This is a genomic window from Bradyrhizobium sp. WD16 (genome assembly GCF_024181725.1).
Lineage (GTDB): Bacteria > Pseudomonadota > Alphaproteobacteria > Rhizobiales > Xanthobacteraceae > Bradyrhizobium_A.
The window spans coordinates 4,287,134-4,311,249 of record NZ_CP028908.1 but is presented as its reverse complement, the minus strand read 5'-3'; the positions used below and the strand labels follow the sequence as shown (position 1 = coordinate 4,311,249).

The 24,116-nt window shown below is 65.3% G+C and carries 21 protein-coding genes and 1 tRNA gene; 8 read left to right on the top strand and 14 right to left on the bottom strand.

All coding sequences use genetic code 11. The features are described 5' to 3' along the window. The first annotated feature begins 32 nt into the window (after positions 1–32). Positions 33–317, top strand: coding sequence for a hypothetical protein (locus tag DB459_RS20010; protein ID WP_253706983.1), 285 nt, complete (start codon positions 33–35; stop codon positions 315–317). 109 nt (positions 318–426) lie between these two features. On the opposite strand, the gene recO is transcribed toward DB459_RS20010, so the two are convergent. The 8 genes from recO to rpoZ form a co-directional block, all read right to left on the bottom strand. Beyond that, on the bottom strand, positions 427–1,191 hold the full coding sequence (gene recO, locus DB459_RS20005; protein ID WP_253706982.1) for a DNA repair protein RecO: 765 nt from the start codon (positions 1,189–1,191) through the stop codon (positions 427–429). A gap of 24 nt (positions 1,192–1,215) precedes the next feature. Continuing rightward, complete coding sequence (gene era, locus DB459_RS20000) at positions 1,216–2,178, bottom strand: GTPase Era (protein WP_253706981.1); 963 nt, start codon at positions 2,176–2,178, stop codon at positions 1,216–1,218. After that, a complete protein-coding gene (gene rnc, locus DB459_RS19995; protein WP_253713643.1) occupies positions 2,168–2,989 on the bottom strand; it encodes a ribonuclease III in 822 nt (273 codons plus the stop codon). Before rnc ends, era begins: the two co-directional genes overlap by 11 nt. Then, positions 2,986–3,744: a signal peptidase I gene (gene lepB, locus DB459_RS19990; protein ID WP_253706980.1), complete on the bottom strand. Its 759-nt coding sequence runs from the start codon at positions 3,742–3,744 to the stop codon at positions 2,986–2,988. The genes rnc and lepB overlap by 4 nt, the downstream gene beginning before the upstream one ends. A 580-nt stretch (positions 3,745–4,324) precedes the next feature. Further along, on the bottom strand, positions 4,325–4,738 hold the full coding sequence (gene acpS, locus DB459_RS19985; protein ID WP_253706979.1) for a holo-ACP synthase: 414 nt from the start codon (positions 4,736–4,738) through the stop codon (positions 4,325–4,327). After that, positions 4,735–5,502, bottom strand: coding sequence for a pyridoxine 5'-phosphate synthase (locus DB459_RS19980; protein WP_253706978.1), 768 nt, complete (start codon positions 5,500–5,502; stop codon positions 4,735–4,737). Before DB459_RS19980 ends, acpS begins: the two co-directional genes overlap by 4 nt. 123 nt (positions 5,503–5,625) lie before the next feature. After that, entirely contained in the window at positions 5,626–7,902 is a 2,277-nt protein-coding gene (locus tag DB459_RS19975) for a bifunctional (p)ppGpp synthetase/guanosine-3',5'-bis(diphosphate) 3'-pyrophosphohydrolase (RefSeq protein ID WP_253706977.1), read from the bottom strand. A 364-nt stretch (positions 7,903–8,266) separates the two neighbouring features. Further along, positions 8,267–8,659 (bottom strand): DNA-directed RNA polymerase subunit omega, encoded by a 393-nt coding sequence (rpoZ, locus tag DB459_RS19970; RefSeq protein ID WP_253706976.1) that lies wholly within the window; start codon positions 8,657–8,659, stop codon positions 8,267–8,269. Positions 8,660–9,639: 980 nt separating this feature from the next. Between rpoZ and DB459_RS19965 the strand changes: the two genes are divergently transcribed. Together DB459_RS19965 and DB459_RS19960 are read left to right on the top strand one after the other, a co-directional pair. Next, positions 9,640–10,287 carry an NYN domain-containing protein gene (locus DB459_RS19965; protein ID WP_253706975.1) on the top strand — a complete coding sequence of 216 codons (648 nt, stop codon included), beginning with the start codon at positions 9,640–9,642 and terminating at the stop codon, positions 10,285–10,287. Between the two features lie 4 nt (positions 10,288–10,291). Next, positions 10,292–11,014: a uracil-DNA glycosylase gene (locus DB459_RS19960; protein WP_253706974.1), complete on the top strand. Its 723-nt coding sequence runs from the start codon at positions 10,292–10,294 to the stop codon at positions 11,012–11,014. Positions 11,015–11,060: 46 nt separating this feature from the next. Here DB459_RS19960 and smpB read toward each other — a convergent pair whose 3' ends face one another. The 3 genes from smpB to dapA form a co-directional block, all read right to left on the bottom strand. Further along, positions 11,061–11,534, bottom strand: a complete 474-nt coding sequence (gene smpB, locus DB459_RS19955) for an SsrA-binding protein SmpB (protein ID WP_253706973.1) — start codon at positions 11,532–11,534, stop codon at positions 11,061–11,063. A gap of 212 nt (positions 11,535–11,746) precedes the next feature. Then, positions 11,747–12,166 carry a large conductance mechanosensitive channel protein MscL gene (gene mscL / locus DB459_RS19950; protein WP_253706972.1) on the bottom strand — a complete coding sequence of 140 codons (420 nt, stop codon included), beginning with the start codon at positions 12,164–12,166 and terminating at the stop codon, positions 11,747–11,749. Between the two features lie 60 nt (positions 12,167–12,226). Then, the gene (dapA, locus tag DB459_RS19945) at positions 12,227–13,117 is read right to left on the bottom strand and encodes a 4-hydroxy-tetrahydrodipicolinate synthase (protein ID WP_253706971.1); all 891 of its coding nucleotides are present in this window, start codon (positions 13,115–13,117) and stop codon (positions 12,227–12,229) included. Positions 13,118–13,393: 276 nt separating this feature from the next. On the opposite strand from dapA, the gene DB459_RS19940 reads away from it, so the two are divergent. The 3 genes from DB459_RS19940 (at position 13,394) to DB459_RS19930 (ending at position 18,615) form a co-directional block, all read left to right on the top strand. After that, positions 13,394–15,679 (top strand): transglycosylase SLT domain-containing protein, encoded by a 2,286-nt coding sequence (locus DB459_RS19940; protein WP_253706970.1) that lies wholly within the window; start codon positions 13,394–13,396, stop codon positions 15,677–15,679. Positions 15,680–15,740: 61 nt separating this feature from the next. Continuing rightward, positions 15,741–16,634, top strand: a complete 894-nt coding sequence (locus DB459_RS19935; protein WP_253706969.1) for an alpha/beta fold hydrolase — start codon at positions 15,741–15,743, stop codon at positions 16,632–16,634. A gap of 4 nt (positions 16,635–16,638) precedes the next feature. Continuing rightward, the gene (locus DB459_RS19930) at positions 16,639–18,615 is read left to right on the top strand and encodes a tetratricopeptide repeat protein (protein WP_253706968.1); all 1,977 of its coding nucleotides are present in this window, start codon (positions 16,639–16,641) and stop codon (positions 18,613–18,615) included. 149 nt (positions 18,616–18,764) lie between these two features. Here DB459_RS19930 and DB459_RS19925 read toward each other — a convergent pair whose 3' ends face one another. Beyond that, positions 18,765–20,309: a porin gene (locus DB459_RS19925; RefSeq protein ID WP_253706967.1), complete on the bottom strand. Its 1,545-nt coding sequence runs from the start codon at positions 20,307–20,309 to the stop codon at positions 18,765–18,767. A gap of 701 nt (positions 20,310–21,010) precedes the next feature. On the opposite strand from DB459_RS19925, the gene DB459_RS19920 reads away from it, so the two are divergent. Further along, a tRNA-Ser gene (locus DB459_RS19920) sits at positions 21,011–21,104 on the top strand. Between the two features lie 323 nt (positions 21,105–21,427). On the opposite strand, the gene DB459_RS19915 is transcribed toward DB459_RS19920, so the two are convergent. Further along, positions 21,428–22,327: an HNH endonuclease gene (locus tag DB459_RS19915; protein ID WP_253706966.1), complete on the bottom strand. Its 900-nt coding sequence runs from the start codon at positions 22,325–22,327 to the stop codon at positions 21,428–21,430. 165 nt (positions 22,328–22,492) lie between these two features. On the opposite strand from DB459_RS19915, the gene DB459_RS19910 reads away from it, so the two are divergent. Continuing rightward, complete coding sequence (locus DB459_RS19910; protein WP_253706965.1) at positions 22,493–23,368, top strand: FkbM family methyltransferase; 876 nt, start codon at positions 22,493–22,495, stop codon at positions 23,366–23,368. A gap of 16 nt (positions 23,369–23,384) precedes the next feature. Here DB459_RS19910 and DB459_RS19905 read toward each other — a convergent pair whose 3' ends face one another. Next, positions 23,385–23,651: a hypothetical protein gene (locus tag DB459_RS19905; protein ID WP_253706964.1), complete on the bottom strand. Its 267-nt coding sequence runs from the start codon at positions 23,649–23,651 to the stop codon at positions 23,385–23,387. Positions 23,652–24,116 lie beyond the last annotated feature (465 nt).

The window sequence follows — 24,116 nt, the reverse complement described above, 5'->3', positions numbered from 1 at the left end:
TGCCGGAGGGCGTCGGGAACAGGAGGATATCGATGCGTCGTTTCATCTTAGCTTCAGCAGCCGTCGCGGCCCTCGCCGCCGGTGCGCTGGGCGTCAACCGCGCCGAAGCCATGACGCTGCCCGGCGTTGCCAAGGCCGACCGCGCGGCCGAACAGGTCTATGTCCGCTGCACCCGCTTCTGGAACGGCTATCGCTGGGTTCGCCGCTGCGTCGACGTCGATGGCGGGTACTATGGTGGCGGCTATTACGCGCCGCGCCCCCGCTACTACGCGCCGCGTCCCTATTACTATGGGCCGCGCCCGTGGGGCTGGTACTGATCGCCCTCTCTCTGCCCCGCAGCCACCGGGGCAGCTGTCATTGACGTCCGACGGGCCGCCCAGCGCGGCCCGTTTTGCTTTGAGGGCGACGCATTGCAGGGAGTTGCGCTCACGTTGACGAGCCGAGCGGCATCGGCGACGGAGCCTCGCCGGCACGGCGCAGGACTGCGGCGATGAACCCCTCGCGGGCGTCGGAGTGGCGCTGGCCGCGCGGCTCCAGCACATGGCGCATCAGGAACAGTCCGGTCAGGGCGAAGCCGTCACGCAGATCGGCAACCGAACAGGACGGATCAGCCTCCCCGCGCAGGAACGGCGGCAGCCGCAACAAACGGTCGCGCCACGGTTCGCCGGCCTGACGCGAGACCGCGTTGCCCGATTTCGGCGAGACATAGATCAACTCGGTGGTGACGCCAGTGGCGGCGCAATGGGCAAGATCAAGGCCGAAGCCGAGCTCGGCAAGCATCGCGAGCTCGAACCGAACCATCTGCACCGCCGCCACCCGGGGATCATCGAAGTCGTCGAGAATGCCCTCGAGGCTTTCATAGATGTCCCCGTGCGGATCGCGCTCCGGCAACAGCCGCGCCAGCGCCGACAGATGCGTCGCGCCATAGGCTCCATGGGACGAGCCCAGCATGGTGCCGGCGCGCAGACGGATACCATCGATCTGATAGAAGCCGAGATGCTCGTCGAGGCGCGCACGCCAGGTGGCGCTGACGGTATTGCCCGGCTGCAGCAGCGGCCGGAGCCGGGTGCCGGCGCCACCGCGCACCATGCCGAGATGGCGGCCATGGCCGCGGGTCAGCAATTCGGCAATGGCATTGGCCTCGCCATGGCGACGCACGCCAAGCACGATGCCTTCATCGCTCCATTCCATCGCTCCGCCTCGCCCGCGACCGGATCAGTCCTGCGGAAATTCCAGGCCCATTTCGCGATAGCGCTCCGGATCGTCGCCCCAGCTGTCGCGCACCTTGACGAACAGGAACAGGTGCACCGGCTGGCCGACGATCTCGGCGATTTCCTTGCGCGCTTCGGCGCCGATCACCTTGATGGTGGCGCCCCCCTTGCCGAGCACGATCTTGCGCTGGCTTTCACGCTCGACATAGATCGTCTGCTCGATCCGCACCGATCCGTCCTTGCGCTCGGTCCAGCTGTCGGTTTCGACAGTGGACTGATAGGGCAACTCCTGGTGCAGGTTGCGATAGATCTTTTCCCGGGTGATTTCGGCCGCCAGATGGCGCAGCGGCGCATCCGACATCTGGTCCTCGGGATAATGGAACGGCCCCTCCGGCACGGCCTGCGCCAGCGCCGAGCGCAGGTCGTCGACGCCATCCCCCGACAATGCCGAGATCATGAAGGTGTGGACGAAGGCAAGCCGTTCATTGGCCGCCTTGGTGAGGGCGAGGAGCTTGTCCCGCGGCACCAGATCGATCTTGTTGATCACCAGCATCTTGGGGCGAGCGACGGCCTCGAGCTTGGCGAGAATGGCATCGGCCTCGGCGTCGATGCCGGCACGGGCATCGAGCAGGACGCAAACGAGGTCGGCATCGTGGGCGCCGCTCCAGGCGGTCGATACCATGGCGCGGTCGAGCCGGCGCTTCGGGGCGAAAATGCCGGGCGTATCGACCAGGATGATCTGCGAGCCCTGTTCGACCACGATGCCACGGATCAGCGCCCGGGTGGTCTGCACCTTGCGCGAGACGATGGTGACCTTGCTGCCGACCAGCGCATTCACCAAGGTCGACTTGCCGACATTGGGCGCGCCGATCAGCGCCACGAACCCGCAGCGCGTCGATCCGGCGGCCGGCCCGGCATGCTCCGGCGCGGTTGCGCCTGTCCCGGTTGCGTCTGTGTCAGCTGTCATTGTTGCCGCTCGGCACGCCTTCACGCTTGAGCATCGCCTGGGCGGCGAGCTTTTCCGCGGCGCGCTTGCTGCCGCCGACGCCTTCGGCCGGGGCCAGCCCGGGCAGTTCCACCGCCACGCGGAATCGCGGATCGTGATGCGGACCGGTCCGTTCGATCTCGCGATAGACCGGCGTCGGCAGGCCCTTGCCCTGGGCCCATTCCTGCAGCACCGTCTTGGCGTCGCGCAACGGCCGCGCCGGCTTGCGCATCCTCTCGGTCCAGTTCGCCTCGACGAAGCGTGCCGCAGCGACATAGCCGCCGTCGAGGAATACCGCCCCGATCACCGCCTCGCAAATGTCGCCGAGCACCGACTTGCGCAGCCGCTCGCCGACACCGGCGCCGACGGTACCGAGCTTGATCGCCTCGTTCAGGCCGAGCGACCTTGCGACCTCGGCGCAGGTTTCCTTGCGGACGAGATCGGCGAGGCGCTTCGACAATTCGCCTTCATCGGCCTTGGGAAAGGCGCGGTAGAGCATGTCGGACACGATCAGCCCGAGCACGTGATCGCCGAGAAATTCCAGACGCTGGTAGCTGTCGGCGCGGCTGCGCGAGGACTTCAGCGCCGAAACATGGGTGAAGGCGGTGGCGAGCAGCGAGGGATCGGCGAAGGCATGACCGATGCGCTCCTCGATCTCCTTGGCGGCAGCCTTGGTGCTGACGCGCTTGCGCACCCGCTTTGCCGGGGCAGGCTCCGGCGCGACGGCTTGCGGCGGCGATGGGGTCTCGTCCGCCTTGGCTGGGGCCCGGATCAGATGCGTGTCGTCGTTCATCGCACGATGTGGAAAATTCTGTTCCAGCGCACCGACACCGGCCAGCGCCAGATCTGCCATGCCTGCTCGCCCTCGGCGATCGAGAAGAAGATCATCTGGGCACGACCGATGACGTTCTCCAGAGGCACATAGCCAACCGCCGACAGCACGCGACTGTCGGTCGAATTGTCACGGTTGTCGCCCATCATGAAGAAATGGCCGGGCGGCACGGTGTAGACGCTGGTGTTGTCGTAGAAGCCGTTGTCGACGCAGTCGAGGGTCTCATAGGAGACCCCGTTCGGCAGCGTCTCCTTCCAGCGTTTCACCCTCGCAGTCGCGTCGGATCCGCAAGGATCCTCACCGACGAAATCGGACAGGCGCTCGCGCTGCACCGGCTTGTCGTTGATGTAGAGCAGACCTTCCTTCATCTGGATGCGGTCGCCCGGCAGTCCGATCACCCGCTTGATGTAGTCGGTGGTGTCGTCCTTGGGCAGCCGGAACACGACGATGTCGCCGCGTGACGGCTCGGAGCCGAAGATGCGGCCGGAGAACAACGGCGGCGAGAGCGGGAAGGAATAGTGGCTGTAGCCGTAAGAGTATTTCGAGACGAACAGGTAGTCGCCGACCAGCAGCGTCGCCTTCATCGATCCCGACGGAATATTGAACGGCTGGAACAGGAAGGTCCGGATGACCAGCGCGATGAGAAGCGCGTGGATGACGACGCGAACGGTTTCGCCGACGCCGCCCTCGGTCTTGGTCGAAGATGTCACGCTCATTCCCGTTCTTGGTCCTGTTGGGCGCCCGCCGCAGTGGGCCGGTCGGACGGGCGGCTGGGCCCATGCGAAGCGCCCGCGCGGTTGTAGACGGTTGTCCGGCCCGGCGCAATCAATGGAACCGGTAAATCTACGTAATCATTTGACGAATCAGTGATTTTTGACCCGCGCTCGCAATTTTCGGGGGCGCACGCCGCCTTGACCGGCGGCCGGACTCAGGCCCCGGCCGGGGCTGCAGCCGGGGATTCGCCGGCCACTAGTGCGGTGGATCTGACGCTCGTATCAGTATTGCAGCGAGTTCTTCATACGAGCGTCAGATCCAAAACCGCACTAGAATCACGATCATTGCTAGTGTCCCTTTGGTTCTAACGTTCGTATCAGTGCTCGCGGCAAAGAGATACGAACGTTAGAACCGGGACACTAGTGTCCTGTCTCCGAATGACCGCCCCATTTGCCTCACGCTCGCACGGTCATTCGGAGACATAAAGGACACGAGCAAAATCAAAGCGCTAGTGTGGCTTATGTCTCGCAATTGCCTACAGGGGCTTGCCGCAAAGGGCATAGGCAATTGCGAGACGCCACACTAGGGACCGGGGACGGCCGAAATGATGACGAAAGCCTGGGCGAGCGGCCAATCGTCGGTGATCGACAGATCGATCCGGGCCTCGAACCCAGGCGGGGTCAGCAGTTCCAGACGGGCCTGCGCGCCGCCGGTGAGGCGCATGGTCGGCCGCCCGCCGGGCAGGTTGACGACGCCCATGTCCCGCCACCACACCCCCTGACGGATGCCGGTGCCGAGCGCCTTGCTGCAGGCCTCCTTGGCGGCGAATCGCTTGGCATAGGTCGCCACCACCATGCGGGCATTGGCGGCGCGCCGGCCCGCCTTCGCCCGCTCCACGTCAGTGAAGACACGGTCGAGGAAGCGCTCGCCGTGGCGCTCGATCACCTTTTCGACTCGCCGGATATCAATCAGATCGGAGCCGATGCCGAGGATCATTTGGCGAACCCTGCGTTCTTTCGCCCGCGCGCCATCGCGGCGCGCATCGTTCTCACCGTCGCATCGAGGCCGGCGAAGAGCGCCTCGCCCATCATGAAATGCCCGATATTGAGCTCCACCACCTGGGGCAGCCCGGCAATCGTCTCGGCGGTGGCGAAGTCGAGACCGTGGCCGGCATGGACCTCCAGCCCCAGCTCCGCGGCCTGCGCCGCGCCAGCGGCGAGCCGCAGCCACTCGGTCTCCTCTTCGGCCTGGAGTCCCTCCTCGACGGCGTGGCACCAGGCGCCGGTGTGCAGCTCGATCACCGGCGCGCCGAGACGGGCGGCCGTCTCGATCTGACGGGGATCGGCGTCGATGAACAGCGAGACGCGAATGCCGGCATCCTTCAGGCGGGCGACGAAGGCCCGCAGCGCCGCCTCATGGGTCACGAGGTCGAGCCCCCCCTCGGTCGTGACCTCGGAGCGGCGTTCCGGCACGAGACAGGTGGCATGGGGCGCGGTCTTGAGCGCGATCGCCAGCATCTCGGGAGTCGCGGCCATCTCGAAATTCAGCGGCTTGGAAATCTCGGCCATGAGGCGCGCCATATCGTCGTCGCGAATGTGCCGGCGATCCTCGCGCAGATGGGCCGTGATGCCGTCGGCGCCGGCCTCGATCGCCATCAGCGCCGCGCGTACCGGATCGGGAGACCGCCCGCCGCGCGCATTGCGCAGCGTGGCGACGTGGTCGACGTTGACTCCTAGACGCAGCGGCGGCGGAGGCGACATGGAATTCTTCTCCGAGAGCGAGAGCGACGGCAGCGGAACCGGCCGCCGTCGCGGTGGGGTCGTGGAATCCGAAGTTTACTCACGGGAAGCGAACAAGCGAACTCCGGATTGGATCATCAGCCATCAGCCATTGACGCGTTCGACCTGCGCCACCACCGCCTTGGCACGGAGCTGGGCGATGATGGCGCTGAGATGCTTGAGATCGTACACTTCGAGGTCGATGGTGAGTTCGGTGAAATCGGGCGAGCGGCGGCTCATCGAGATGTTGTCGATATTGCCGTCATGCTCGGCGATCACCGTCGCGATCTGAGCGAGGCTGCCGGGCTCATTGACGTTCTGCACGAACAGGCGCGCCGGGAAGCGCTGCGGCGAACTCTCGTCGACGTCCCAGCGAACGTCGAGCCAGCGCTCGGGCATGTCCTCGAAATCCTTCAGCGCCGGCGACTGGATCGGGTAGATGGTGATGCCCTCGCCCGGCGCGACGATGCCGACGATGCGGTCTCCCGGCACAGCGCCGCCGTTCGGCGCGAACTTGACCGGCAGATCGCTGTTGATGCCGCGGATCGGAATGGCCGATTTGGCCGCCGGCTTGACCGCCTTCTCCGCGCCCTCCTTCTTGGCGCCGAACAGGGCGAGACGTTCCTCCTTGTAGTCCGGATACATCGCACGAGCGACGTTGGAGGCCTTCATCTCGCCGCGGCCGACCGCAGCCATCACGTCCTCGATCGAGGTGCGGGCGAGCCGCGGCAGCGCCCCCTTCAGCTTGTCGTCGTCGTAAGCGATCTTGGCGCGAATGAAGAGGCGCTCGACGATGCGCCGGCCGAGACCGGCATACTGCTCGCGCACCGCCGCACGGGTGGCCCGCCGGATGGCGGCGCGAGCCTTCCCGGTCACCGCCAGCGATTCCCAGGCCGACGGGGGCGCCGACTGCGCCGGCGAGGTCAGCACCTCGACCTCGTCGCCGTTCTGCAGTTCCGACGACAGCGGCGCGAATTTGCCGTTGATCTTGCAGCCCACGGCGCTGTTGCCGACATCGGTATGCACCGCATAGGCGAAGTCGATGACATTTGCCTCGCGCGGCAATGCGATCAGCTTGCCCTTGGGGGTGAAGCAGAACACCTGGTCATGGAACAGTTCGAGCTTGGTATGCTCGAGGAACTCCTCCGGATTGGCGCCCTCGGACAGCACCTCGACGGTGTGGCGGAGCCAGGCGAAGGCGTTCGATTCCCGATTGAGCATTTCGGTCGGCGAGCCCACCCCCTCCTTGTAGAAGGCGTGGGCGGCGATGCCGTATTCCGCGACCCGATCCATTTCCTCGGTGCGGATCTGCAGCTCGACGCGCTGCTTGCCCGGACCGATCACGGTGGTGTGCAGCGAGCGGTAGTCGTTCTGCTTCGGCGTCGAGATGTAGTCCTTGAAGCGGCCCGGGACCATCGGCCAGACGGTGTGGACGATGCCGAGCGCGGCGTAGCACTCCTCGACCGTCTTCACGACGAGGCGGAAGCCGAAAATGTCGGACAGTTGTTCGAAACCGACCGACTTGCGCTCCATCTTGGTCCAGATCGAGAAAGGCCGCTTGCGCCGCCCGGCCACCCGGGCCGAGATGCCATGCTTGGTCAGATTGGCGGAGAGCTGGCTCTCGATCTCGCCGATCAGGTTGCGGTTGCGCTCGGCGAGCGCGCCGAGCCGGCCGCTGACCACCGTATGGGCCTCGGGATCGAGCTCGCGGAACGACAGATCCTCGAGTTCCTCGCGCATCTCGTGCATACCCATGCGACCGGCGAGCGGCGCATAGATATCGATGGTCTCCTCGGCGACGCGACGTCGCGACGCCGGCGGCACGAATTCGAGGGTGCGCATGTTGTGGAGCCGGTCGGCGAGCTTGACCAGCAGCACACGGACGTCATCGGCCACGGCGAGCAGCAGCTTGCGCAGGTTTTCGGCCTGCTTGGCCTCGCGGGAGACGAGTTCCAGCCGCTTGAGCTTGGTCAGCCCTTCGACCAGCGCTCCGATCTCATGACCGAAAATCTGATCGATCTCGGTCCGCGTCGCCTCGGTATCCTCGATGGTGTCGTGCAGCAGGGCCGCGACGATGGTGGCATCGTCCAGCTTGAGGTCGGTCAGGATCGCCGCGACCTCGAGGGGATGGGAGAAATAGGGATCGCCCGACGCCCGCTTCTGCTCGCCATGGGCCATCATGGCGTAGACGTAGGCGCGGTTCAGCAGGTCCTCGTCGGTATTGGGGTTATAGGCCCGCACCCGTTCGACCAGGTCGTACTGACGCATCATCCGGGTCGGAGAGCGCTTGGCGGACCTGGCAACGGGCGCGACCGGAGGGGGCGCCGCCGCGGCATCGGCGGCAGCCTGCATCTGGCGGGGGAAGCGGCGCCAATACGCCATGTAACGACCTCGACAACTGACCTCTGGAGCCCTGGCGACAACTCGCCGGAAGGCGCCCCGACGCCCTGCGGCATCGGATTCCTATGTAGCCGCTTCCAGTGTCCCGGTTCTAACGTTCGAACCAAAGGGTCACCGGTATAGTTATGATTCTAGTGCGGTTTTGGATCTGACGCGCGTTTAAGAACTCGCTGCAGTGCTGAAAAGAGCGTCAGACCCACCACACTCGATAGAGATAGTGGCTTCTAGCAGCCTTTCTCGCAAGGAATGCTGAAAATTCGCGTGAAAATGCAAAGGCCCGGACAACGCCGGGCCTTGGCTCGATTGTTCGTTTCGCGGCGCCGGCCGCGGCCGGCCAGAAGAGGGGTTATTCCTCTTCCTCGGGCTGCTCCTCGGGCGGAGCCAGCCCTTCGAGCCCCTTCAGCAGCTCTTCCTCCGTCATGCGCTCGACGGCGACCTCGGTATCGTCGGCGTCGATGCTGGCGCCGGCCGAGCCGATCAGCGGCACGGAATCGGGTTCGGGCTCGTCGACCTCGACGAACTTCTGCAGCGAATGAACCAGTTCCTCGCGCAGATCCTCGGGTGAAATCGTCTGGTCGGCGATCTCGCGCAGCGCCACGACCGGGTTCTTGTCGTTGTCGCGATCGATCGTCAGTTGCGAGCCGGAGGAGATCATCCGGGCGCGATGCGCCGCAAGCAGGACCAGGTCGAACCGGTTGTTCACCTTGTCAATGCAGTCTTCCACGGTGACGCGGGCCATACCGTCACTCCGTCCAATTGGCTGATGTTTCAGATTATCTGCGCTAGGTATAGCGGCTGGGGGCAAACCGCAAGCAGCAATTTCCCGCCGCGCCCTCTCTGGACGGTACCTCGGCGGATTTTTCCGAGGTCGGCGCCTAGTGTGGTGGATCTGACGCTCGTTTCAGTATTGCAGCGAGTTCTTCGAACGAGCGTCAGATCCAAAACCACACTAGAATCATAATGATGCTAGTGTCCCCTTGTTTCCAACGTTCGTATGAGCGCCTGCTGCAATGGGATACGAACGTTGGAAACGGGACACTAGTGTCCCGTCTCCGAATTACCGCTACGTTTGCCTCGCGCTCGCACGGTCATTCGGAGACATAGGGACACTAGCAAAATCAAAGTGCTAGTGTGGCTTATGTCTCGCAATTGCCTACAGGGGCTTGCCGCAAAGGGCATAGGCAATTGCGAGACGCCACACTAGGGGCTCCCATCCCAGGCCTTTGTACAGAACCAACTCTCAGGTTTTTGCACCGGGAAAGCGGCGATGGACACCAATAAGGCTAATTTGCTTTACCATTGTTGGGCTCGATGGATTTGGCGCTCAAACCGGCGTCGCAGCGTCTCGCTCGGACCGAGAGTCAAATCCAAAACCGCACTAAAATCATAATCATGCTAGTGTCCCTTTGGTTCTAACGTTCGTAGAAGCGCTCGCTGCAAGGGCATTCGAAGGTCAGCAACCAGGACAGTGGCACTCCGATCCGACAACGGTTACGGACTTGGGTCGCTGAGTTGGGCCTCTAGACTTGGGCCTCTAGACCTCTAGACCTGGGTCGCCGACTTAAAGGTCACCGACCAGCGGTCACGGACCAAGGGTCAGGAGATCACGCCGCAGGTTTGGCCGGTGGGCGCCGGTTTCGACCTGACCATTTTAGAATTGCGCGGCGGCACGGGTCGCGCCAATCGCACGAACGAAAATAAGAATCGGGACACCCACTGATGCCTTCTGCTGCTGCCAACAAGATTGCGCTCTTTATTGACGGCGCCAACCTCTATGCGACCGCCAAGACCCTCGGTTTCGACATCGATTACAAGCGCCTGCTGCGCGAGTTTCAGTCCCGTGGCAATCTGGTCCGCGCCTTCTACTACACTGCCATCATCGAGGATCAGGAATACTCCTCGATCCGCCCGCTGATCGACTGGCTCGACTACAACGGCTACACGGTGGTGACCAAGGCCACCAAGGAGTTCGTCGATCAGACCGGACGCCGCAAGGTCAAGGGCAACATGGACATCGAGCTCGCGGTCGATGCCATGGAACTCGCCGAGCACATCGACCAGATGGTGCTGTTCTCCGGCGACGGTGATTTCCGCTCGCTGGTCGAGGCGGTGCAGCGCCGGGGCGTGCGTGTCACAGTGGTCTCCACCATCGCCAGCCAGCCGCCGATGATCGCCGACGAGTTGCGCCGGCAGGCGGATGTGTTTACCGATCTGGTGGAACTGCAGCCGAAGCTCGGCCGCGACCCCTCGGAGCGGCCGGCGCCGCGGGACCGGGAGCATCGCGAGCCACGGCATACGCCGCAGTTCCTGCAGCGAAGCACGAGCACGATTGCGCCCAGAGGCGATGAGGAAGATTTCGAAGACTGACGTCATGCGCCGGAGCCCGCGCCAAGCCGCGGACTCCGCAATTTCATCCGCCGCCGGCGTGGCCAGTCCCAGCAGTCCGGACCGGAATTGCCCGCTTTGCCCGCGCCTTGCCGAGTTCCGAAATGCGGCGCGACAGCGTGAACCCTCATGGTTCAATTCGCCGGTGCAGTCCTTCGGCGATGCTGGGGCGTCCTTGCTGATCGTCGGCTTGGCGCCGGGGCTGCAGGGCGCCAACCGCACCGGGCGGCCCTTCACCGGCGACTACGCCGGCGACCTGCTCTACCAGACGCTGATCGACTACGGCTTCGCCAAGGGCGTTTATCGGGCCCGGCCCGACGACGGCCTGCGACTGATCGATTGCCGGATCACCAATGCGGTACGCTGCGTGCCGCCGCAGAACAAGCCGCTGCCCGTCGAGATCAACACCTGTCGCCGCTTCCTGACGGCGACGCGCGAGGAAATGCCGAAACTGCGCACGGTCGTGATGCTCGGCCGCATCGCCCACGACTCGACGCTGAAGGCGCTCGGACGACGCGCCGCCGAGGCGCCGTTCAGCCATGGAGCCGAACACGTCCACGGCGAATTGCGGCTGTACGACAGCTATCACTGCTCGCGCTACAATACCAATACGAGGGTGCTGACGCCCGACATGTTCCGCGCCGTCTTCGCGCGGGTGCGCCAGTATCTCGGGCCGCCGCCGAAAGCCGCGGCGCAAAGCCAATGTTAGAAAAGCGCGACGCCCGCCTTCCGAAGAAGCTCGGGGCGAATCACATTCACCCCCTGGCCCGCATCAGCCGGCCCTTTTCGCGGCCCCAGTCGCGCTTGCGCTCGGTCTCTCGCTTGTCATGGAGCTTCTTGCCCTTGGCCAGGGCGAGTTCGAGCTTCGCCCTGCCCTGCTCGTTGAAATAGAGCTTGAGCGGGATCAGCGTCATGCCCTCCCGCTCCACGGCGCCGATCAGCTTGTTGATCTGGCGCTTGTGCAGCAGCAGCTTGCGCGGCCGCCGCGGCTCGTGGTTGAAGCGGTTGCCCTGGAGATATTCCGGGATGTTGGCATTCACCAGCCAGATCTCGCCACCCTTGGGATCGGCGTAAGACTCGGCAATCGTGCTCTTGCCGCTGCGGATCGACTTCACCTCGGTGCCGGTCAGTGCGATCCCGGCCTCGACCGTATCCTCGATCGCATAATTGAACCGCGCCTTGCGGTTCTCGGCCACCACCTTGATGGGCCGCTTTTTGCTTTCTGCCATAATCCCGTATTCCCTGGTGTCCTGTCTCCGAATGACCGCTCCATCTGCCTCATGCTCGCACGGTCATTCGGAGACATGAGGACACTAGCAAAATCAAAATGCTAGTGTGGCTTATGTCTCGCAATTGCCTACGAGAGACTCGCCGCAAAGGCGGTAGGCAATTGCGAGACGCCACACTAGTGCGGCGCGCAGGCGAGCCCCCGCACCTCGCCTCACGCCCTCTGTTTCAGCAGATCGCGGATCTCGACGAGTAATTCCTCTTCCCGCGTCGGTTTCGGCGGCGCGGCCGGTTCCACGCTGTCCTTGCGCTTGAACTGGTTCATGGCGCGGATCGCCAGGAACAGCACGAAGGCGATGATCACGAAATTGAGCAAGAGGGTGAGGAAATTGCCCCACGCCAGCACCGCCCCCTGTTTCTTGGCGTCAACCAGGTTGCTGGCCGTCACCTTGGCCGAGAGCGGCGTGAAGTAGTTCGAGAAGTCGAGACCGCCGGTAACCGCACCGATGATCGGCATGATGACATCGCCGACCAGCGAATTGACGATCGCACCGAAGGCCGCGCCGATGACGACGCCGACGGCGAGGTCGACGACGTTGCCGCGCATCGCGAAATCGCGAAACTCCTTGAGCATCTCCGATCCCCAGCTGGAAACGGCGCAGGCGGGGCGGGACAGGCCCGCCGCCGCGCCGTCTTAGTTCAGCAGCCCGGCATGGATCATCGCGCTGCGCACCGCCGCCTTGGTCTGCTCGGAGACCGTGACCAGCGGCAGCCGCACATGATCGCTCATCTTGCTGATCAGCGACAGCGCGTATTTGATCGGCGAGGGATTGCTCTCGATGAACAGGTTGACGTGCAGCGGCATCAGCTTGTCGTGGACCGCGAGCGCGGCGGCGTAGTCGCCGCGCAGGCAGGCTGTCTGGAATTCCGAGCACAACCGCGGCGCGACGTTCGAGGTCACCGAGATGCAACCATGGCCGCCATGGGCGTTGAAGCCCAGCGCGGTGGCGTCCTCGCCGGAGAGCTGGTTGAAGTCCTCGCCGAGCGCAGCGCGCTGCTGCGATACCCGCACCATGCTGGCGGTGGCGTCCTTGACCCCGGCGATGTTCTTCAGCTCGAACAACCGCTTCATGGTGTCGACGCTCATGTCGATCACCGAGCGCGGCGGAATGTTATAGATCAGGATCGGGATACCGATGGCGTCGTTGATCGCCTTGAAGTGCTGATACAGGCCTTCCTGGGTCGGCTTGTTGTAGTATGGCGTCACCACCAATACCGCGTCGGCGCCGGCCGCATCGGCATGCCGCGCGAGTTCCACCGCCTCCTTGGTCGAGTTGGACCCGGCGCCGGCGATCACCGGCACGCGGCCCTTGGCCTCGGCGATACAGCATTCGACGACGCGCTTGTGCTCGTCATGGGACAGCGTCGGGCTCTCGCCGGTGGTGCCGACCGGCACCAGCCCGTGAGTGCCCTCCTCGATCTGCCAGTTCACGAAGCTGCGGAAGCCCTCCTCGTCCACCGCGCCGTTTTTGAAGGGCGTGACCAAGGCGGTGAAGGACCCCCGGAAATTCGTCTTGGTTGCCATGGTCAGTCTCCGAACAGTGCGGTGGCTTCACTGGGCGTGAAGCGGAGGATGCGCGCCGGAGCGCGCGAAGGAAGAAGAAGGGTGATACCGGGTCCCGACCAGCGAGAAAAGCCGTCCAGGGCCTTTTCCGCTCCGAATGAATCGGCGCTCCCGGCCGTGAAATCGCCGCGGTGGGCAACGATAACCCGATCCTAACATATTTGCTGTCTTTTTGCAGAATCCCAATGGAATACAATAACCTCTGAGAGCGATCGCGTGATTCCAACGAGGCCCGAAGTGACGCAGCCGGCCCGCGCATCCGCCACACCCCGCACCCTGCCCCCCGGCGCCCCGTCCCGGGCGCCCGCGGCCAAGCTGGCGCGCCTTGTCCCGTCCCTTCTCCCGTCCGTTGCCCTCGCCACCCTGCTCGCCATCGGCGCCCATCCGACCGCAGCGACCGCGGTGCCGCTCCCCAAGCCGCGTCCGCCCAGCCAGGCCACCCAGCCTCGAAGCTCCCAGGCTCAGACCTCGCCGTCCGCGGTCAAGCCCGCGGCCAAGGCCATGCTCGCCACCGCCGTGGCGCCCTCCGCAGCGGTGACGACGCCGGCCCAATCCGCCCAGCACGCGGTGCCACGCAAGCGCCAGGCGCCGCTGGCGATGTCCTCGAGTTCATCGACGCCGCAGGCCGACGCGGCGGCGCTCGAGCAGGTCATCGAGCAGATTCGCGAGAACAAGAACCCGGCCGGCGCCAGCCAGGTGGCCGCTGGCATCGGCGATCCGGTGGCGCGCAAGCTCGCCGAATGGATCATCCTGCGCAGCGACAACAACGGCGCCTCGATGGAACGCTACCGCGCCTTCATCGCCGCCAATCCGAGCTGGCCGAGCATGACGCTGCTGCGGCGTCGCGCCGAAGCGGCGCTGTGGGACGACCGCCGCGACGACGCGACCGTCCTCGGTTATTTCGGCGACGATGAGCCGACGTCCGGCAAGGGCCGGCTGGTGCTGGCGCGGGCGCTGCTCAATCGCGGCGATCGCCGCAATGCCGAGCACCTGGTTCGCGAAGCCTGGCGCTCCGATCCGATGACCTCCGATACCGAGGCGGCGGCGCTCAATCAGTTCGGCGCGATGATCAGCGCCGGCGACCACAAGGCCCGGATGGATTATTTCCTCTACGCCAACGACGCCGAGATATCGCTCCGCGCAGCGAACCGGCTCGGCGCGGGCTATGTCGCCTTCGCCAAGGCCCGCCTTGCCGCAAACCGCAAGGCATCGAACGCCAACGCCCTGCTCGCCGCCGTGCCGCACGAGTTGCACAGCGACCCCGGCTTCATCTTCAGCCGCATCCAGGAGTTGCGGCGCGAGGAGAAGTTCGGCGAAGCCGCACAGCTCATGCTGGCGGCGCCGCGCGATCCCGCGCGGCTGATCAATCTCGACGAATGGTGGGTGGAGCGTCGCCTGCTGGCGCGCAAGCTGCTCGATGATGGCGACTACCGCACCGCCTACGCGATTGCCCGCGATGCCGCCACCCCGACGCGGGACATCTACAAGACCGAGCATCAATTCACCGCCGGCTGGATCGCGCTGCGCTTCCTCAACGACCCGGCGACGGCCGCGGCGCATTTCGCCCGCATCGGGGTGGGCAGCAGCAATCCGACGGCGCTCGCCCGGGCCGGCTACTGGCAGGGCCGCGCCGCCGAGGCCATGGGACGCGGCCAGGAGGCGCGCGCCGCCTATCAGTCGGCGGCGGCGCATTCGACGAGCTATTACGGCCAGCTCGCCCGGGCGCGACTCGGGCTGCCGCAACTGGGGCTGCGCGAAGCGCCCGGCCGTGGCCGCGGCAGCGACCGGCTCGAGGTCGTGCGCGCCGTCGAACTGCTCTACGCGCTCGACGAGGGCGAGATCGCCGTTCCGGTCCTCGCCGAAATGGGCGAGAAGGCCGACGATCCGGAGGCGCTTGCCGCATTGTGCGAACTCGCCCAGCGCAATCACGACGCGCGCGGCATGCTGCTGGTCGGCAAGGCGGCGCTCAACCGCGGCATGCCCTTTGACCACTACGCCTATCCGGTCTCGGGCATCCCAGCCTACAAGACCATCGGCCCAGAGGTCGAACGCAGCGTCGTCTTCGCCATCGCCCGGCAGGAGAGCGCCTTCAATCCGCGCGTGGTGTCGAGCGCCAACGCCATGGGCCTGTTGCAGGTGACGCCGGCCGCGGGCCGTTATGTCACCAAGAAATACGGCGAGGCATTCGACCAGAAGCGGCTGCTCAGTGATCCGGCCTACAACGCTTCCGTCGGCGCCGGCGAACTCGGCGGGCTGATCGAGGATTATCGCGGCTCGTATATCCTGACCTTCGCCGGCTACAATGCCGGGCGCGGCAGCGTGAGGAAGTGGCTCGACCGCTACGGCGATCCGCGCGATCCCAAGGTCGATGCGGTCGACTGGGTCGAGCGCATTCCGTTCTCCGAAACCCGCAATTACGTCCAGCGCGTCATGGAGAATCTCCAGGTCTACCGCGCCCGCTTCGGCGGCGGCGCACGGTTGCAGATCGAGGCCGATTTGCGCCGCGGCTCGGTCGTGGAGTAATTTGGCGAGGCGTCGGCCGCCGTTGCCGCGCCCGTCGACCCATCCCCCGTTGCGAGCCGCCATGTCCGCCCAGATTCACGATGTCTTCTTCAGGTCGGCCGACGGGCTGCGGCTGCATGCCCGCGATATCGCGCCCGCGAGCGAAGGCGCCAGCGGCGCGCTGCCGGTGCTGTGCCTGCCCGGGCTGACCCGCACGTCCGCCGATTTCGACACCTTGATGCTGGCTCTCGCCAACGACGAGACGGCGCCACGCCGGGTCGTGGCGGTGGATTATCGCGGCCGCGGCCTGTCCGACTTCGACCCCGACATCGCCCATTACAGCGTACCGGTGGAGATGGCGGACGTGCTGGCGCTCGCCAGCGAACTCGGGATCGGCCGCGCCATCGTGGTCGGCACCTCGCGCGGCGGGCTGATCGCCCTGGCGCTGGCGGCCGCAGGCTCGCCCCTGCTCGCCGGCGTCGTCCTCAACGATGTCGGGCCGGTGATCGAACGCGCCGGGCTGATGCGGATCAAGGGCTCTGTCGGCGAACGGCCGGTGCCGTCGTCCTGGGAGGATGCCGCCCAGGATCTCAAGCGCCTTTTCGGATGCGACTTCCCCGCCCTGACCGACGCCGCCTGGCGCAACTGGGCGCGCCGCGCCTGGCGCGAACAGGACGGCATGTTGCGCCAGACCTATGACCCGGCCCTGGCGCAGACACTGGCCGCGCTGAACGCGGACACGCCATTGCCGCCGGCCTGGGACGCCTTCGATGCGCTTGCCGCTTCGCCGCTGATGCTGGTGCACGGCGCGCTCTCGGACCTGCTCAGCCGCGACACCATCGAGGCAATGCAGAGCCGGCGGCCCGATCTCGAGGTTTTCGAGGTCGCCGACCAGGGGCATGCGCCGCTGCTCGACGATGAGGCGACCATCACCCGCATCAAGGCGTTCTGCGCCCGCTGCGACCGCGCCGCCTGATCCCATGGCCACGCTCGCCGAGACCTTCCGTCAGGCCTATGCCGCATTCCAGCGCGGCGACCTCGCCACCGCCGAGCGCGGGTTTCGACAGGTGCTGCGCAAGGAGCCGAAGAACCTCGGCGCGCTCAATCTGCTTGCCGTGCTCCTCACCGCCGCCCAGCGCTTGGAGGAAGCCGAGAAGTATTTCGTCGCGGCCCTGCGTCTCGACGCCGGATCGGACGCCACCTTCTACAATTACGGTCTCGTGCTGAAATCGCTGGGGCGTCTCGACGAGGCGCTGGAGCGCTTTTCCCAGGCGCTCGCGCTCAATCCGCGCAACGGCGAGGGCTGGAACAACCGCGGCGCCGTGCTCACCCTTCTCAAAGCCCATGGCCGGGCGATCGCCGACTTCGACCAGGCCCTGGCGCTCGACCCGAAGGACGCCGTTGCGATCTTCAACAAAGGCAAGGCGCTGGCAGAACTCAAGCGTCACGACGAGGCCCGCGCCGCCTATGACGCCGCGCTCGCGCTGCGGCCCGACATGGCCGAGGCCTGGTACGGACTGGGGGTGCTCGAATCCGGTCTCAAGCGCCACGCCGCCGCTGTCGCCGCCTTCGCGCGCGCCTATGCGCTCAATCCCGCGCTGCCGTTTCTCAAGGGCAGCCTGGCCCACCAGAAGATGCTGATCTGCGACTGGAACGGCATTGCGGAGCTGATCGCCGAGATCGAGGCCGATCTCGCTGCCGGCCGGCCCTCCGCCGAACCCTTCGGCTGGCAAGGCGTCGCCACCTCCCCGTCGAGCCTGCAGCGCTGCGCCGAGCTGTTCAGCCGTCAGCTCTATCCGCCGAATTTCGCAGCGTTGCCGCGTCCTGCTCCGGGACCGCGCCTGCGCATCGGCTATGTCTCGGGCGAATTCCGCGAGCAGGCCACCTCGCTGCTCATGGTCGGTGTCCTCGAACGGCATGACCGCGACAGATTCGAGATCGTCGCCTTCGACAACGGCTGGGACGACGGCAGCGCGCCCCGCCGGCGCATCGCCGCCGCGGTCGATCGCATCGTGCCGATCCGCGAGTTGAGCGACGTCGAAGCGACGGCAGCGATCCGCGAGGCCGGCATCGAGGTCCTGGTCGACCTCAACGGCTATTTCGGCGAGGCCCGCACCCGCGTCTTCGCCCGCCGCGCCGCGCCGGTGCAGGTCGACTATCTCGGCTTTCCGGGCACGCTGGGCGCGAGCTACATGGATTACATCATCGCCGACGGCGAAGTGCTCCCCGTCGAGGATCACCGCTTCTTCGCCGAGAAGGTCGTCACCCTGCCGCACTGCTATCAGCCCAATGACCGGCAACGTCCGATCGCGACCGGCGAGGTGACGCGCCGCAGCTGCGGTCTTCCGGAGCGCGGCTTCGTGTTCTGCTGCTTCAACAACAGCTACAAGATCACGCCCGAGATCTTCGCGGCGTGGCTGCGCATTCTCGGCGAGATCGAGCATAGCGTGCTGTGGCTGATCGAGGACTGCACGGAGGCCACCGCCAACCTGCGCCGCGCCGCCGAGGCCGCGGGCATCGCCGCGGCCCGCATCGTCTTTGCCGGCCGCGTGCCACCCGCCGAGCATCTCGCCCGTCACCGCTGCGCCGACCTGTTTCTCGACACCCTGCCCTACAACGCCCACACCACCGCCAGCGACGCATTATGGGCGGGCCTGCCGCTCCTGACCTGCCGCGGCTCGACCTTCGCCGGCCGCGTCGCCGCGAGCCTCCTCAAAGCCATCGACCTGCCCGACCTGGTGACGACGAGCCTCGCCGATTATGAGGCAACGGCGGTAGCCCTGGCGCGCGATCCGGCGCGGCTCCTTGGCCTGCGCGAGCGGCTCGCCGATAACCGCCGCTCCACGCCGCTGTTCGACACCGCGACCACCACCCGGGCTCTCGAAGCGGCCTACACCGTCATGATCGAGCGTCATCGCGCCGGGCTGTCGCCGGCGGCGTTCGCCGTCCCGGCTTGACAGCAAGCTGTCCGCACAAGCTGACCGCACGTCCGGCGCATCGCTGTCCCGGCACGAAGGCGTCGGCATATCGATTTCGTACGAACTAAAGAAAAACCCCCGGCGGAGACCGCCGGGGGTTCAACCTAGATCTGATCAGGCGATCAGGATCAGAAGCTGCGCAGGAGCTGCACGCCGCCGTTCCAGATGCTCTGGTCCTTCATCTGGTAGGTGGTGGCAGCGCCGACGCCCGGGATCGAGCCCGCGGCGGCAGTGTAGACGCCGTTCTGGTTCTGGTGCAGACGGGTCCACATCACTTCGGCCGACAGCGTCAGGTTCTTGACCGGGGTCCAGGCGGTGCGAGAACCGATCTGGGCGACGCTGAAGTCGAAGCTGCCGGTGTTGGTGCCGCCAAAGGTGCCGGCACCCGGCGCCGCGCCGAACAGGCCAGCGTTGGAGGCCGCGACCAGCAGGGCGTTACCCGCCGAGCCATACTTGATGGCGCTGTAGCCGCCGAACAGCGAGGTCCGCCACGCCGGGTTCCAGTAGTGCTCGAACGAAGCACTCACGTCCCAGGCGTCCGACAGCTGGATGTTGGTGCCGAGCGCATCGCTCGTGCCGGCATAGACGCCGTCGAGCACATAGCCGAACGCCATGCTGCCGCCGGTGCCGGTGCCGCTGCCGATCTTGGCGAAGCGGCCCGCGCCGGCGCTATCCCAGGTGCCGCCGAAGACGTACTTGGCCGCGCCGTGGGCATAGGTACCCTCGATCTTGAAGCTGTCGCCCACGCCGGTCGGCAGGTTCTTCAGCTCCAAGGCGCCGGTGGCGGCCCAGCCCCAGGCCGAGCCCGGATGACCGCTATCGCTGTTGGTCGCGGTGTAGTAGGTGCCGTGGACTTCATGCGCGGCGGCGGCGAAGTGCAGGGTACCCCAGGCCTGGTCGACACGCAGGTTGCCGACGATATCCGGCACGTGAGCGCCGAGCTGGGCATTGCCGAGGAAGCTGTTGGTGCCGTTGACACCGCCGAAGGCGACATTCGAGGCGCCGAACGGAGCAATGAACGGGAACGAGGTGTTGAGCACGCCCGCGGTGCGATACGGAACGCCGTCTTCGAGCGACAGAGTGCCCGACACGCCGTTGCCGAACTGCCAAGTGTAGGCGATCTGCGGAATGCCGGTGGCGTTGTTCGAACCCGACAGGTAGTTCGACGAGATCGACGGCTTGGCCAGCGCCCACTGCGGGTCGAACTCGGAGACCGCCTTACCGAGGGTGAAGCCGGCGAACTGGATGAACACGAAGTCGACTTCGGTGAAGCCGCCGGCGATGTTCTCACGGCCCTGGGTGAAGTCGAACTGGAGGTTGGCGTAGGTACGCAGCACGCCCCATTCGGTGGCGGTGCGGGTATCCACGAACAGGTTCAGACGTTCACGGGTGACGTAGTAGTTGCGGTTGTAGGCGTTGGCGCCGCCGGCGCCGCCCTGCCAATACGGACCGTCATAGAGGTTGCCGTTGAACGTGGTGTCCAAACGGAACGCACCGCCGATGCGAAGGCAGGTGTCGGTGCCGGGGATGTAATAGAAACCTGCGCCATAGAGGGAGCAGACCTTCACGTACTCGACCGCTTTGGCCTTGACGGGAAGATCGGCCGCCTGAGCGCCGGAGAGCGCGACGATGCCAGCCGCGGTCCCGAGCACAAGGCTCTTAACCATCTTCATGTAAACCTCCAAGTGTTGTCGTATTAGGGAGAGTTCCATTTCCGTCGTGCCCAAAGGCACCTGGGATGGTTCCCTGTCCCCGCCTGCCCGTCGCGGCGCCTCGCGCTCTCGGACACACCCGCAAAACGCGAGGGACTTGAGCGAAACAGCCAGACGGGGCGACCTCGGGATGCCCCCCTCCGTCGCAGGTCGAGAATTACCTAACAGCCATGCACAGGCAACAAAGGACCGCCTCAAAAACGAGCCATTCAGGGCGTTTTCGGCAATGTGTTGCCAAAATAACACGGCTTCGTGAACGGAGCATTCGCGCAAGTGACTGATTTTACAAATTAATTTTTTAAGCCCTGAAAAGGCGGGAAAGAACCCGGGAATACCTGCTTACAAAGCGGGCGGCGGCGGCAGGCCGATCTGCGGCCGAATCCCGGCACCCGGTCGAATCAAAGGTCGCCGATCAACCGGAGAAACCGCCCCGGCCCGCGTTGTCGTCGCGACCACCGATCGCTCCATGATGGATCTTGTTACATAGAGTGTCGCCGGCATCCGGGCGGGCCAGCGCGCCGGCATTGTGAGCCAGGCGGGTCCGATTCCGCCATTCGCATCCCGCTTCGGCTGGTGTCTGAACGTTAGATTTGGACCACGAGCTGCAATCCCCAACTGCCGGCTTGCAGGCGGCGGCCGGCTCAGGCATATGCAGCCGTGACGGAGATATGGCCGAGTGGCTGAAGGCGGCGGTTTGCTAAACCGTTATAGGGTTGTAAAGCCCTATCGAGGGTTCGAATCCCTCTGTCTCCGCCATCCCCCCGCCTTGTCCAGCCCGGACACATAGGTAACAGACCGTACCTAAGGCGACCGTACCTGAGACATGGGTAACAACCTCGTGCCGAACGGGTGTCGAGGGGCTGCAGGGTCTTCTGTTCGTCCAGATCGGCAACGCCTGACTCGTTGGCGTCGTAGAGGCGCTTGGCGCAGTGCCGATTTGGCGGCACGGCGGTTCAGCTCCGCGATTACAGCGGCGCTCCGATGATTCCAGGGGCGGCAATTTCCCTGGTCGGAGCTGGCGTGCATCTGCCGCAATGAAGTGCGACTGACGCAGGCTCGGCACGCTCGGAATGTCGCTCTCACTGCTTGAAGCTATGCTCGCGATGCCACTGCAGGAAGTGTGGATGCGGACGCTCGAACGCCCTCGAAGGCGCAATCGCGCGTCCACTTCTGTTGATGAAGGCGCGCACGCCATCGAGGTCATTGGCGTGCCGCGAGATCAGTATCTCCAGATCGTCGGAAAGGCTGATGAGCCCGCGATCGAACATCCAGTGCGCGGTTCCTGATAGCGCCAGCCCATTGCTGATAATATCGGGGCCGTTCGCTTCCACCGGCCGGATATGCGCCGCCGCGACCTCGGCACGACCACCGCCATTGATCAGCTTCAATCCGCTGATGGCGCAGCGTTCGTCATAGGCGCGCAGCACGATGCGTCGGAAAACGCGGTCCCGCACGATCCGCGAAGACAGATAGCTGACACGCTCGCGGGCTTGCTCGAATTCGAACGGTGTTGGCTCTTCATGGAAGCCGGCAGGCGGCGCGACCTCCCCGATGCGCGGAAACAGGGGTTCGCTGTCGTTCACTCCGAGCCCAATGATGCGATTGAAGTCGCTCGGCGAAAGCGCACGCACGGCCGCCTGGGCACGTCCCGAAATGCGTCCGTCCTCGTTCAGGACACCACGCTCGATCACGCCCTCCGCATCGCTGAACGGCACCGGATTGGCGAAATCGAGGTAGCTGCCCGGCTCGATGAGCGCGAGGTACATGCCTGAAGCCGTGGGGTCCGGAATGACGCGCTCGACCCTGGCGACCGCAAAGTAGCCGCGGGTCTCGGCGACCTTGCGCGGCTCGTAATAGACGATCCAGTCACCTACACACGCCTCGACCCGCCCGAGATATTGGCGCGGAAATTGATACCGATCAGCCGGACTGTCGTCGTAGATCGAATCTGAGCGGTGAATAAAGACGCCGAATCCCATGCCATCATTTTAGCGTGCCTCGTCGGACAGCGCATTGCCGTCCGGCCCCCGAAAGGGCGAACCGTGCCGAGAGCGGAGGCACCGCTCGCGGCCGGGCGCTGGACAATGTTACAATGGGCCGTCCGCATGGAAGCGAACGACATTTCCTCGACTGGATCGGCCAAGATGACGACGACCACAGATCCCCGCCTGATCGACCTGCTCGCCCCCGAGCGGCTGACGGAGGTGGTCGATATCGGGGCCAATCCGCTGGACGGCGATCCGCCCTACAAGGAGATGCTGCGCCAGCGCACCTGCCGTCTCACCGGCTTCGATCCGCATCCGGTCGCGCTGGAGCGGCTCAATGCCGCCAAAAGCGATCTCGAGACCTATCTGCCTTACGCCATCGGCGACGGCGCCGAACATCGCCTGAGGCTGTGTCGGGGCACAGGCTTCGCCAGCCTGCTGCAGCCGGATCCTCTGGCGCTAAGTCATTTCCCGATGTTCACCGAGCTTGGCCAGGTGCTGCGCGAAGAGCCGATCAAGACCCGACGGCTCGACGACGTCGCCGAGATCGGCGCGCTCGACTACCTCAAGATCGACATCCAGGGCTCGGAGTTGATGGTCTTCCAGAACGGCCGAAGCCGCCTCAAGGCCGCGGTCGCGGTGCAGACCGAGGTTTCCTTCATTCCGCTCTACAAGGATCAGCCGGTATTCGGCGACGTCGATCGCGAATTGCGCGGCCTCGGCTTCGTTCCGCACATGTTCGCGGCAATCAACAAGAAGATGATCGCGCCGATGGTGCCGCCCCACCCCGCCACCGCGCTGAACCAGGTGGTCGAGGCCGACATCGTCTATGTCCGCGACTTCATGCGGCCCGACGCCATGAGCATCGAGCAGCTCAAGCACCTGGCGCTGGTGGCGCATGGTTGCTACGGCTCGTTCGATCTCGCCGCCAACTGCATCCACCACCTGGTCCGACGGCGTGCCGTGCAGGGCAACGCCATGAACCGCTATCTCGAACTGGTGCGGCGGAGCGGACAGGCGCCGAAGCCGGCTTGAGCCTTCCGACGCCCCGTCAGTGGGCGATCATCCACGCACGGGCTTCGCGCTGGGCCTGGGCGATCTCCGCCTCGGACATCAGCGAGGCGACCTCGCGCCGCATCGGCAGGGCATCCGCCCGCCCCTTCACGGCGGCCAGATTGAACCACTTGTGCGCGGCGATGAGATCGACGGCACCGGTCCTGCCGCTCGCATAGAGCATGCCGAGTTCGAACAGCACGTCCGGATCGGCGCCCGCTTCCACCGGCATGGCGGCGGCCATATCGACTTCGAAGTGCAACATCTGGCTATCCCGTCTCTGTTTGCCGGCCGCTCATCGGCCGGTCCCTGCAGCGCCGAGGCTTTGTGTTCCACATCCGCTGCTCACCACCGCCGTTGTCCGGCGTGTTGGCTCCATCAAACCGGGCAAATTTGAAGAGCAGTTTAAGCAGTTGGCTGAATCGGAGGTGAATCCCGATCGGCGGGCAGCACCCGCGGGACAATAAAAATGATCGATTTTGCAATCACTTCCGCGCCGCAGCTGAAGCGGATCGACGGCGCCATCTTGGCGAAACGATAACCATGCCCGCAGGCGAGAGCATCGCTGCGCGGCGGGCCGATGAAATGTCGAGGGGCGGAAGATGATCAAAGGAGGATCGGAGATCCGATCCTCGGCGCGAGCGGCTCTCGAAGCCGGCAACGCGAGAACGAGGGCGTCGGTGAACACGTCAGGATCGAGACTTCACGCAGAGGAAACCGCTGGTGAAAT

Excerpts from the sequence above, each read along its gene's own strand:
- recO (WP_253706982.1), bottom strand. The coding sequence starts at position 1,191 with ATGGAATGGAGCGATGAAGGCATCGTGCTTGGCGTGCGTCGCCATGGC.
- acpS (WP_253706979.1), bottom strand. The coding sequence starts at position 4,738 with ATGATCCTCGGCATCGGCTCCGATCTGATTGATATCCGGCGAGTCGAA.
- DB459_RS19975 (WP_253706977.1), bottom strand. The coding sequence starts at position 7,902 with ATGGCGTATTGGCGCCGCTTCCCCCGCCAGATGCAGGCTGCCGCCGAT.
- DB459_RS19910 (WP_253706965.1), top strand. The coding sequence starts at position 22,493 with ATGACGACGACCACAGATCCCCGCCTGATCGACCTGCTCGCCCCCGAG.
- DB459_RS19965 (WP_253706975.1), top strand. The coding sequence starts at position 9,640 with ATGCCTTCTGCTGCTGCCAACAAGATTGCGCTCTTTATTGACGGCGCC.
- DB459_RS19980 (WP_253706978.1), bottom strand. The coding sequence starts at position 5,502 with ATGTCGCCTCCGCCGCCGCTGCGTCTAGGAGTCAACGTCGACCACGTC.
- DB459_RS19905 (WP_253706964.1), bottom strand. The coding sequence starts at position 23,651 with ATGTTGCACTTCGAAGTCGATATGGCCGCCGCCATGCCGGTGGAAGCG.
- mscL (WP_253706972.1), bottom strand. The coding sequence starts at position 12,166 with ATGCTCAAGGAGTTTCGCGATTTCGCGATGCGCGGCAACGTCGTCGAC.
- DB459_RS20010 (WP_253706983.1), top strand. The coding sequence starts at position 33 with ATGCGTCGTTTCATCTTAGCTTCAGCAGCCGTCGCGGCCCTCGCCGCC.
- rnc (WP_253713643.1), bottom strand. The coding sequence starts at position 2,989 with ATGAACGACGACACGCATCTGATCCGGGCCCCAGCCAAGGCGGACGAG.
- DB459_RS19935 (WP_253706969.1), top strand. The coding sequence starts at position 15,741 with ATGTCCGCCCAGATTCACGATGTCTTCTTCAGGTCGGCCGACGGGCTG.
- DB459_RS19925 (WP_253706967.1), bottom strand. The coding sequence starts at position 20,309 with ATGAAGATGGTTAAGAGCCTTGTGCTCGGGACCGCGGCTGGCATCGTC.
- lepB (WP_253706980.1), bottom strand. The coding sequence starts at position 3,744 with ATGAGCGTGACATCTTCGACCAAGACCGAGGGCGGCGTCGGCGAAACC.
- rpoZ (WP_253706976.1), bottom strand. The coding sequence starts at position 8,659 with ATGGCCCGCGTCACCGTGGAAGACTGCATTGACAAGGTGAACAACCGG.
- DB459_RS19960 (WP_253706974.1), top strand. The coding sequence starts at position 10,292 with ATGCGCCGGAGCCCGCGCCAAGCCGCGGACTCCGCAATTTCATCCGCC.
- dapA (WP_253706971.1), bottom strand. The coding sequence starts at position 13,117 with ATGGCAACCAAGACGAATTTCCGGGGGTCCTTCACCGCCTTGGTCACG.
- smpB (WP_253706973.1), bottom strand. The coding sequence starts at position 11,534 with ATGGCAGAAAGCAAAAAGCGGCCCATCAAGGTGGTGGCCGAGAACCGC.
- DB459_RS19930 (WP_253706968.1), top strand. The coding sequence starts at position 16,639 with ATGGCCACGCTCGCCGAGACCTTCCGTCAGGCCTATGCCGCATTCCAG.
- DB459_RS19915 (WP_253706966.1), bottom strand. The coding sequence starts at position 22,327 with ATGGGATTCGGCGTCTTTATTCACCGCTCAGATTCGATCTACGACGAC.
- era (WP_253706981.1), bottom strand. The coding sequence starts at position 2,178 with ATGACAGCTGACACAGACGCAACCGGGACAGGCGCAACCGCGCCGGAG.